This window comes from [Limnothrix rosea] IAM M-220, from assembly GCF_001904615.1.
Classification (GTDB): Bacteria; Cyanobacteriota; Cyanobacteriia; order Cyanobacteriales; family MRBY01; genus MRBY01.
The window spans coordinates 1-10,194 of sequence record NZ_MRBY01000035.1; the positions used below are offsets into that span (position 1 = coordinate 1).

9 protein-coding genes are annotated in these 10,194 nt (G+C 44.7%); 2 read left to right on the forward strand and 7 right to left on the reverse strand.

The annotated features are described in order from the left end of the window. Positions 1–110: 110 nt before the first annotated feature. On the reverse strand, positions 111–947 hold the full coding sequence (locus tag NIES208_RS13070) for a sulfotransferase family 2 domain-containing protein (RefSeq protein WP_075893430.1): 837 nt from the start codon (positions 945–947) through the stop codon (positions 111–113). 243 nt (positions 948–1,190) lie between these two features. Between NIES208_RS13070 and NIES208_RS19035 the strand changes: the two genes are divergently transcribed. Together NIES208_RS19035 and NIES208_RS13075 are read left to right on the forward strand one after the other, a co-directional pair. Next, the gene (locus NIES208_RS19035; protein WP_171971771.1) at positions 1,191–1,361 is read left to right on the forward strand and encodes a hypothetical protein; all 171 of its coding nucleotides are present in this window, start codon (positions 1,191–1,193) and stop codon (positions 1,359–1,361) included. A gap of 269 nt (positions 1,362–1,630) precedes the next feature. Beyond that, positions 1,631–2,011 (forward strand): C6orf136 family protein, encoded by a 381-nt coding sequence (locus NIES208_RS13075; RefSeq protein WP_075893431.1) that lies wholly within the window; start codon positions 1,631–1,633, stop codon positions 2,009–2,011. Positions 2,012–2,232: 221 nt separating this feature from the next. Here NIES208_RS13075 and NIES208_RS13080 read toward each other — a convergent pair whose 3' ends face one another. The 6 genes from NIES208_RS13080 to NIES208_RS13105 form a co-directional block, all read right to left on the reverse strand. Then, the gene (locus tag NIES208_RS13080; protein ID WP_075893432.1) at positions 2,233–3,765 is read right to left on the reverse strand and encodes a bifunctional ADP-dependent NAD(P)H-hydrate dehydratase/NAD(P)H-hydrate epimerase; all 1,533 of its coding nucleotides are present in this window, start codon (positions 3,763–3,765) and stop codon (positions 2,233–2,235) included. Positions 3,766–3,782: 17 nt separating this feature from the next. Then, positions 3,783–5,477 carry a DNA mismatch repair endonuclease MutL gene (gene mutL, locus NIES208_RS13085; protein ID WP_075893433.1) on the reverse strand — a complete coding sequence of 565 codons (1,695 nt, stop codon included), beginning with the start codon at positions 5,475–5,477 and terminating at the stop codon, positions 3,783–3,785. Between the two features lie 167 nt (positions 5,478–5,644). After that, the gene (locus tag NIES208_RS13090) at positions 5,645–7,717 is read right to left on the reverse strand and encodes an ATP-binding protein (protein WP_075893434.1); all 2,073 of its coding nucleotides are present in this window, start codon (positions 7,715–7,717) and stop codon (positions 5,645–5,647) included. 3 nt (positions 7,718–7,720) lie between these two features. After that, positions 7,721–8,230, reverse strand: a complete 510-nt coding sequence (locus NIES208_RS13095; RefSeq protein ID WP_075893435.1) for a pentapeptide repeat-containing protein — start codon at positions 8,228–8,230, stop codon at positions 7,721–7,723. Between the two features lie 81 nt (positions 8,231–8,311). Further along, the gene (locus NIES208_RS13100) at positions 8,312–9,232 is read right to left on the reverse strand and encodes an o-succinylbenzoate synthase (protein ID WP_084176628.1); all 921 of its coding nucleotides are present in this window, start codon (positions 9,230–9,232) and stop codon (positions 8,312–8,314) included. Between the two features lie 109 nt (positions 9,233–9,341). Further along, positions 9,342–10,094: a peroxiredoxin-like family protein gene (locus NIES208_RS13105; protein WP_225875310.1), complete on the reverse strand. Its 753-nt coding sequence runs from the start codon at positions 10,092–10,094 to the stop codon at positions 9,342–9,344. Positions 10,095–10,194 lie beyond the last annotated feature (100 nt).

Sequence of the window (10,194 nt, forward strand, 5' to 3'; positions counted from 1 at the left end):
AAGATGAAACGATATCAAGCTGGCTTAGACAATAATTTTTTGCTGAAGATCCTTGCTGATTCGGGCATATTTTGACCTCTTTTTTTGATACGATTACCCTGTTATGCATGTTAATTTATTTTATCATGAGATACATTTATTTTCGGTGGTTGATAATTAAATTTTTCGATGATTAACTTTTCCCTTTGAGTAATCAAATTTATGCTGTTTTGATCATAGTAATATAGGTAATCTTTTTTGCGGGGAGAGGTATTTGTACGACCAAATGATTTTAATTTTTCTACGAGTGAAAGTTCATCAGTAAAAAGGCCACAATTTTGTAATGCTATAGCTAAATCAGCCTCCAATGACTCATTTTTAATAAAATAGTCAATATAACAGTTATCTTTTGCAAATTGGCAGATTTCAGAGAAGTCTTTGAGATTCCGAAAATCACTACGACAAAATAATCGAAGATATCGGTAAGTTAATAGACCAATACTTTGATTTGCTGGATATTGATCATAATCTTCCCCAAAGTCTCCCCAAAATTCCTCATCATTAATAACGCGTAACCACTCTTGAAAATTTTCTGGTGTTTGCTCTGCATAACACCTTTGCCATCGTTCATGGTCTTTAAATAAATCTTTTACATAGGATTTTGATGCGGCCAGTGGGTTTATTTTCCAACCTCTGCCAGTAAATCGTCTGGGAGTTTTATTGCCAACAACAGTAGCTAAATACATCGAGCCAGCTTGCCCACATCCGTATGACCATAGGGAAACATACCAATCCCAAGGATTTCTGACAGAGCCAAGAAAATAGTAATCACCTTCTAAAATATTTTCTGGAGGCCTATTATGTTTACCTTTTTGAATGCCTTCAAGTAAAGCTCCTAATATTTTGCCAATATGACTACATCCTGTTTTATGTAATTCGGTAAAAACCAATTTTTTAGATATAAACATTTTTAATATTATCTGCTACGGTTTATGATGCTATTTTTTGATTTTGAAAGATATGATAATTGACTTTGAAGACGATGCTTTCTTTAATATTGTAATGTATTACAGCGTTCCTTATTTAGGTAGGTGACAATGAAAAATTGCGTTGAATAAGAATAAATACAAGCTTATTCCGTTGACTTCCGTCAAAAAAAAATTTTAATGGTTATAGAACAAAAAAGTCATGGTATGTAAAGAGGTTAGCTCATGGCTCCTGAGGATCAACTCGTAATCATCTATTACGGCGATCGCCCTCCAGTGTATTGCCATCAACCCGATAAAGTGTTGCCATCTGAAAAATGTGATCATGGTGAGGCTCCGTATCAAAAACCGTTCGAACCTTCAATATCCCCGAAAGATACCTTGATTCTGCTGTAGTCAAGCAATAAACACTGACATGATTTGGCTGTATAGCCAAGGCTAGCAAGATTATTACAAAAACCTTAGGGTTCAACAGTCGGGTCTTTTCCAAAGGTTTCCTTGACTTTGGGAGACTTGCACAACTCCCCAACTCCCCAACTTTATCGTCCTAAATTTATTGGCTTTGATTATAGTTTCCTTGCTTGCTTATTTTTTTGTCACTTCACTGTCTGGATCGTGGACAATAAATTGAATTTTGTTTTTCTACCAAGCGAGCTGCATAACCCATGGATATTCTTGAAATCTTGCAACAGGACTATCAGCGATTTCCTAAGCATCAAAGCTTTGAGATTTATGCGAGGAACGTCTTTTTTAAAGATCCGCTCAATGAATTTCGAGGGGTTCACCGTTACAAAAAAATGATTGGGTTTCTCGGTCGTTGGTTTCGAAATGTTGACCTAGATCTCCATCAGATTCATCGTAATGGCACGACGATTCGTACTGATTGGACATTGAAAATGACTTGTCCTTTACCGTGGCAACCCCGTTTAAGTATTTCTGGATATAGCCTTCTCGAAGTCAATGAGCGGGATTTGATTATTTCTCATATTGACTATTGGTATGATGCACCGCTAAAAGTTTTGGGACAGGTTTTTCGGTTCCGCTAGGGAGGGCGCTTCGGAAAATGTCCCTAACCTGAGTTTTGCTTAAGAATGCTTGGCAATAGGACGCGGCGAATAAGAGAGCGAGAGATCGGGAGATGTTTTATCTAAACAATCCTAGGGGTCAAAAAACGCAGATTTTCGTTGGTTCTCCGTGTCTCTACCTCTCCGTGTCTTCCTTTCTTTAAAGAAATATCAGCTAAATTCTTATTCATAACTAACGTTCCCTAGGAATTGGCGACCATGGCTGCGAGAAATTTTGTGAGATAGGTGGCTAAGGTTACACCGTCTACTCCTGCGAGGGTTTGCTCTTTTGCGGCAAGAATGCCTGCTTGGGCGTGCCACCATGCTGCTGTTGCGGTAATTTCAAGGGGTGTATCGGGCATCTGGGCAAGCAGACCGCCGATTAAGCCGAGTAGAACATCGCCACTACCGCCACGGGCAAGGGCTGGTGTACTTTCTGTAACGCAATAGGTTTGGCCGTTGGGACGGGAAATAATGGTATTTGCGCCTTTGAGTAAGGTGATCGCTTGGCTAAGTTTGGCGGCTTTTTGGGTCATGTTTAGACGATCGCCGCCGATGGGAATCTGGTCAGCGAAGAGGCGACGAAATTCACCGAGGTGGGGGGTGAGAATGGTGGGGGCGTGGCGATGTTGGATCAGTTCTAAGTCATCTTCTGCAAGCCAGTTTAGGGCATCTGCATCAAGAATGAGGGGGATTTCCCGTGGTACAAGATCGGGCAAAATATTGTTTGCGCCAGTAAGGGTTAATCCACAACCGCAGGCGATCGCCTGATATTTTGAAAAATCTAATGTGGGTAGCCTTGTTATCACTCCCTCGTGACTTTCTGGACAGTCGATCACCAAGGCCTCGGGCAGTTGTGCCACCACCACATTTTTTAAGGATTCTGGCACAGCGATAGTGACCATGCCCATGCCTGCAGCCCTTGCCCCAAGAGCTGCCAAAATAACGCTGCCTGCATATTGTGCTGACCCGCCAATGAGCAATAAATGTCCCTGTTGATATTTATAAGTCAGCGGCGATCGCGCTAAAGGTAAAAAAGACTGGGCGATCGCCGTTGTCATACGTTGAAGATTGATATCAAGAGGGAGAACATCCTGCAAAATTTGGGGCGGCATACCAAAATCTAACCGCGTGGCCTCACCGATGTAGGGGATCGCTTCATCTTGGGTGTATAGCCTTTTCCAGAGACCGAGACATAAACTTTCCGTTGCCTGCACAGCAGTGCCTAAAACTTTGCCCGTATCAGTGTGTAATCCCGATGGCAAATCGATGCTAATTACAACTTTTTCTGCTTCATTCAGTTGTTCTATTAATAATGCTAAATTTTCAGTGATTTCCCGCTCTAGCCCAAACCCAAATAGACCATCAATAATCACATCACAATCTAGAAACTTTTCAAAGTTTGGTGTACAAAATATCTTTAAAAAATGGGCATAATCAAAATGTTTTTTTGTTAATGGCTTGAGCTTAGCTAGGGGACGATATAGCAATACCTCATAACCAGCAAAATATAGCTCCCTCGCCACCACTAAAGCATCACCGCCATTATGGCCAGGGCCGACCAGCACGCCGATTGTCGGATATTGGGCGCGCGGATATTGACTTTGAATGTAGTGAAAAATCAAGGTTGCCGCTTTTTCCATGAGGGCAGCGACAGGCATTCCCTGCTCAAAGATTGCTGCTTCAATTTGTCGCATTTCTTCGGCAGAAACGATGATGTTGTCGGTGTCAAACATAGAGATTTATAGAGAGTTTAATAATCAATTTTGCTAGACTTTGTTTCGGTGATACCATGGCTTTTTCCTAATACCCAATGGCGACGAAAAAAGCGATAGAGGGATGTTTCTTCGAGGGATAAATAAATGGGGCGACCGTGGGGGCAAGTGTGGGGATTTTTGGTTTGTTGCCAGTGGTTAATAATGTCTGCCATCACCTCTTGACGTAAAGGGGTGCCATTTTTGACTGCGGTGCGACAGGCGATCACCGCTTGTGCTGTGCCCAGATCTCCCCCATCTGCCAATTCGAAAAGAGCCGCTTCAAGATCTGGGTATGTCTGTAATGCTGCGGGAATGGTCGTTACTTTCCAGAGATTTTCGCCGAAGGGCTCAAGGGTTAAACCCAAATTTTCAGTGAGCTGTTCCAATTGTTTTGCCGAAAGATCACCGAGAATGACAGGACTTGAACTGGGGATAATTTGCCATTTTTCCTGAATTTGCTCAAATATAACCCGCTCATGGGCAATATGCTGTTCCACAAGCCATATGCCTGCTTTATGCTCCACCAGAATATAGGTATTACGGGACTGCCCAATAATTTTTAGATCGATGTTTGTCGTAGTTATTTGGACTGCTTTTTTTGGGGTCACAGTATATTCGGCTTTGGGTTCAGCCGCGATCATCAGATCTAAAACTCGCTGGTTTTCTAGTTTCGGTAAATTTGCTTTGCTGAGGCGCAATGTGCGGGCGATCGCCTCCTTGATAACGTCCTGCCAGCGGGCTTGATGTTGCAGATAAATTTCGCTTTTAGCTGGGTGACGATTCCAATCAATCTGTTCGGGTGGTAGGTGCAAATGGGCAAAACAAACGGGGTGGCGATCGCGGGGTAGAGTCCGGTAGAAAGCTTTAATAATCGAGTGTTCAAGGAGCGGAAATTTAACGATGCGGCCATTGACCGCAAGCTTTAGCCAATCCGGTTGGTGACGATGGCAGCGATCTGGCAAACCGACGACCAATTCCAAGGCACAATGTTCTTCTAGTAAAGGCAGCTCAGCATGGGTAAACCGACGATAAACCAGATCCTGTGGGGCAAGGGATTTTAACAGTTGCGGCAAAATATCGAGAGCCGTTTCCCCCGCCGCAATCTGAAACCATGAGCCCTTAGGCTGGTTCACTTGCCAGGTGAGCTTGGGGTAGCACAGAGCCAAATGAAAAATAATCTGCTGAATTGTTTTGAGCTGTTGCTGGAGCGAGGGTAATGCATTACGACGTACTGGAAAATTTGCGAACAAATGCTCCACTGTGACGATGCTGCCCACCGACATGGGGTGTAAACTCGCCGTTGAAATTTTGTCTTGATGGGCGTTCAACAGATAACCTGTATCACCCGCTGTACAACTAGCAATACTGAGATGCGCCACCTGGGCAATGCTATAAAGTGCTTCTCCCCGAAATCCGAGACTTGAAATGTGGGCAAGGTCATGGCGATCGCCGATTTTGCTAGTGCTATGGGGTGTGGCACAAAGTTCAAGATCTTCGAGATCCATGCCGTGCCCATTATCCGCTACCCGAATTTTCCACAGGCTAGGATTAATATCGATGTGAATTCTTGTGGCACCCGCATCAATGGCATTTTCCGCCAACTCCCGCACCACCGCCCCGAGGGAATCAATCACTTCCCCAGCGGCAATCAGCTGCACAACGTCATTTGGTAGCGGTTTAATCTTGGCCATCCAACCAGTCTACCGAATTACCATGTCCATAATTAATTGCATCGCCAGCAAGGTAATGTACTAGGCGATCGCCGCGTTAGCCGCACTATGGTCAAAGCCATCAAGGGTAAGACCTCTGCTAGACTTTCAAACCTTTTCCTGTCAGGGTTTAATCTGTTAAACCCCTGCTAATCTTGCCGACTACGACTATAGTTACCCAGTTCTTTATCTCGCAGAATTTGACCCATTTTTTGGTATTCGCGCTTGAGGGCAAAAATAATCGCTGCCATGGTAATTTCGGTGTGGGTATCGGCGGCGTGGAAAGCGGCGGTGAGGGCAATATTTTTAATGTTTGCCCCCGTTAGATCAAATTGTTTAGCGAGAAATTGCCAATCGATATCGGGGGACACAGGAGCTATTGTGGGGAAGGTTTGTTGCCAAATTTTGAGGCGATCGCCGACATCTGGTTTCGGAAATTCGACAATAAACCTTAGACGACGTTCGAAGGCCGTATCCATATTACTGCGCAGGTTTGTGGTGAGAATGGTGATCCCTTCGTATTCTTCCATTTGTTGCAAAAGAAAGCCGACTTCAATATTGGCATAGCGATCGTGGGCATCTTGGATTTCTGAGCGTTTACCGAATAGGGCATCGGCTTCATCGAAGAGCAAAATAGCATTTGTATCGGCTGCTGCGGTAAAAATTTTGCGGAGATTTTTTTCAGTTTCGCCAATATATTTGCTAATGATTTGGGAAAGATCAATTTTATAAAGGTCGAGCTGGAGATGGTTGGCGATCGCCTCAGCTGTCATGGTTTTCCCTGTGCCCGGTGCGCCCGCGAATAAAATATTTAACCCCTTACCAAGGGATAATTTTTCAGAAAAGCCCCACTGTTCATGGACAAGATCACGATATTCGGCTTCTTGGCAAATCCCCTGTAACTGGGTCAAAATTGGCGATGGCAGGACGATGTCTGCCCAGGTGTATTGGGGCTCGATTTTTTTGGCTAGGGTGATCAGACTATGGCCTGATTGCAGGCGGGCGGCGGCACATAGCTCTTGGAAGGGATCAATATTTGTTGCGGTAAAGTCGTGCCATTGCAGTTTTTTCTGGGCGATCGCCACCGCATTGGAAATTTGGTTTGGAGTGAGACCATAGCGATCACTGAGTTGAGCCAATTGAATCGTTGGGATGCTGATCTCCGCCGCGGTTAGAGCCTGCCGCCAATATTGTTGTCGCTGTTCATTACTGGGCGGTTCCACGGGAAAGGAGATCACCCCTAACGTTTCTCTCATGCTCGGTTGCCAAGGATGTTGCCCCGAAAATATGACAATGCCTTGGTGGCGGGCGATCGCCCCTTGCAGTTGCCTATTTACCCGTTGATAATCGTCTCGCCACAACAGATCAATCCCCTCAAAATACACCAGCGCATTTTGGAACCAAGCCTCACGAAAAATAAATGGCACTAGCCCACAGCCGTGATCCTGAAGGGTCAGCAATGCCGAAATCTGTACTTCTAGCAACCCCATATCTAGTGCTGATGCTATTTCTAAGGCTGTATCAAAATAAGTTTCTGGACGCTTCCCTTGTAAATAAAGCCGCAGGGGTAGATTTTGATCACAATGCGCCGAAATAAACAGCGGTAAATTGCGCTGTAAAGGCGTACAAAGAGATGTCTGTAACGTCTTCCCCCGGGGCGTATGGAGCTCACAGAGATTCTTTAAACGCTGATCTAAGCCTGACTGCTGAAATAACAGACGCATGAGTTGTTCATCTAAAACCAGAAAATGGCTAATAAGGCTCGGTTTAATGGAGTTGGGAGGCGGTACTAACTGAATAATATGCTGGGCAATTAATGGCGCATCGTCAGAAAAATGATGCCTCCGTTGCAGGCGATCGCCCCCATCACCACCGAGCATTTTCAGGGCAAAGTCTACCGTCGGATATGTGCAGACTGGGTCTGCCTGTAAATAGGCGTAGGTTGCCCCATAACGCAAATCAAGCTCTGGAGCGAGGGCTAAAGCAATAACATCCAGCTCAAATTCGTTGAGCTGAAACGCTTGGGCAAAACTGAGCACAGCAGGGTGAGCATAGACCGTCGGCGGTTGATCAGTCGCGGCAAAATCAAATGGCAGGGGAGGAACAGTCTCAGTCAAATTTTCGGCATGTTGCAACGCTTGCCCCATAAAAAAATCAACCCGCCGTACAAAAGCAGACAGGGGTTGAAATTCGTCAAAATCTAACTCGAAAGTTGTCGTCATGCCCTAGGGACAATAGAGAGTTTCGGCAGTGTCGCGTCCGGTGGTGGGATTTGTGCCTGTGGCGAGTTCGCAGAGTTTTTCGTTTTCGTTTTTCAGGATTAACGCATCGGTAAAGTCCGCCCCATCGATCACGGTACTTGGCGTAATTTTTACGCTGGCTAGATAAGCGCCCTCAAGATTAGCATTCGTAAAATTTGTATGGCCAATACGGGCAGAATCCAGCACTGCGCCCCGCATATCTGCCCCTTCAAAATTTACAAATTCGAGATTGGCAGAGAAAAACCGCACACCCCGCAAATCGGAATAGCTAAAGTCACTGCCCCGTAAACTCGCAAGATCATAGCTATTGCCCTTGAGGTCTTGGTGGGAAAAATCTTCTTGGATAAAGGTGCGTTTGTTGTAGTCCACGGCTAACGCATCGGCGTGAAACGTCGTCACCATACCGCCAATTATGAGTAAAGATAAACAGGCGATCGCCATTTTTCCCAAAATATTTGTGATAACCCGCTTCATCACGACATTTAATCCTCAAGTTTATGTATGTAAGTATTTTATACTCATCGTCCTCAGGCTTTGCGCAGAATTGTATAAATCTCAATCGTTAAACCAATGGCTGCCGCCCATGCCGAAAGCGCGATCATGGCGAACCTCTGAGGCTAGGTGCAAGAGGGCATTGCGCCCGACTACTGTTTCAAAAACAGTCGAAAATACAACATCCAAATCTAAGGTATTGCACAGTTCCTTTAAGCGATGGGGAAAGCCAGCGATCGCCGCCTTAATCACAAAAACACCACGCCAACCTTGCTCATAACAAGCCACCAAATTTTCGAGATTTGTCACAGATTCGTCTAGGGCAATGGTTGTTTGAAAATTATTTTGTAACCAGAGTAGCTGGGTGAAGTTTTCTGGCGAAAGTGGCTGTTCTAAAAATTCCAGTTGGGGTTGGCGATCGCCCCATTCACCCCACCGTTTTGCCAGCTCCAACGATAAACCACCATTGGCATCCAGTCGCAGTTTGCCATCAGGTGGTAGGATTGCCAAAATTTGCTCACAGCACTCAAGTTCATCGGTGAAATTATGAACCGCAATTTTTAGCTTAAAGGTGCGAAAACCTTGTTTAATGAAAGTTAAAACTTGACTCTGCATCTCCACCTGCGGCGTGAGCAGTTGACAGCATTTTTCCGGATTTAAAATACTTGATAAAAGTTCAGGATTGACGGGCCATGTTGCTGTTTCAAAACCAAACTGACAGGCAGGCAAATGATTCGGTATTTGCTGGATCTTTCGAGAAGAAAGATGTCCAGAAATATCAGAACAAAAGGCGATCGCCTCCGCCAGCGTTTCTGTGCCAAACCAAGGCAGCGGCGCAATCTCGCCCCGGGTGGTATTGCCCAATGCATCAGTTAAAGAAACAATAAGACCCTCCCGCACTGACCATAAACCATGATGGGTTTTGAGAGGTGTACGAAAAGGGCGACGATAAACTTCAAAATTAAGTCGATACTGTATTTCCATTCTTCCCCAGCGGTCTTAAAACAGACAAATAATTTAAGTCCCCCTTGGAAAGGGGAATTTAGGAGGAACAACATTTTTGACATGAATTAAAAGAGCCAACCGAACAGATTTAAGTAGTAGAAGATTTGAATTTAATATCCCCTAAAAATGATAGAGGACGGCTCATATTTTCAGCGAAACCAAGGATACCGCGATCACGATGTTCGTAAAGCAGTTCGCCATCCGTATCAAATAAAAATGTGCCGCCCCGTTGGGTCATATAGCTGGCATCGGGGACATAGGTTGACCAGTTGCCCAACACTTCCCCCATATTTCGTAACCGCAATGTTGCGAGCTCCAACGGACGTTGAAATCCCTTGCCACCAGCCGTTTCAAAAAATTTACCCTTTAGCTCTGGTAAAGGTGGCGCTTTGATTGTTTCTTCATCACCAAAAAGTTGGGGGGCATTTTTATCGCCAGTGTAGCCACGCAACACTTCCTTTAATGTGCCGGGACTCGCGATACCTGCGCACATGAGCATGAGATTTACCCACGCCTGTTGCCCTGCTTTCAATCCCGGAAAATTCCATTGCAAACCAGAATAAAGCCCTAATTTTTGATGTAATGTAGCTGTTGGATCAATAAATAATTTTTCTGGATTGAACCCCGTATAGTCGCAAAATTTTTGTCCAGCAGCGCGATCGCCAATCCCCACAGCCACAACATTCAAATCAGCAACCAATGCGCGATCTTTTTGGAGCCACCAAGCATATTCGAGACTGTCAAAATCTCCCAGTTGCGATAGGATCAATATTAATAATGGGTGTCGTAACGGGATATTTGCAGGGACAAGGTTTGTGACGCAACCATCGGCTACTCCCATAAGCATTGTCTTTTGCAAAAGATTTAGAGTATTCACTATTTCAGATCACGGTAGTACTGATTAAACCTTTACATAATCTACATAGAAAACGGTAGGCGAT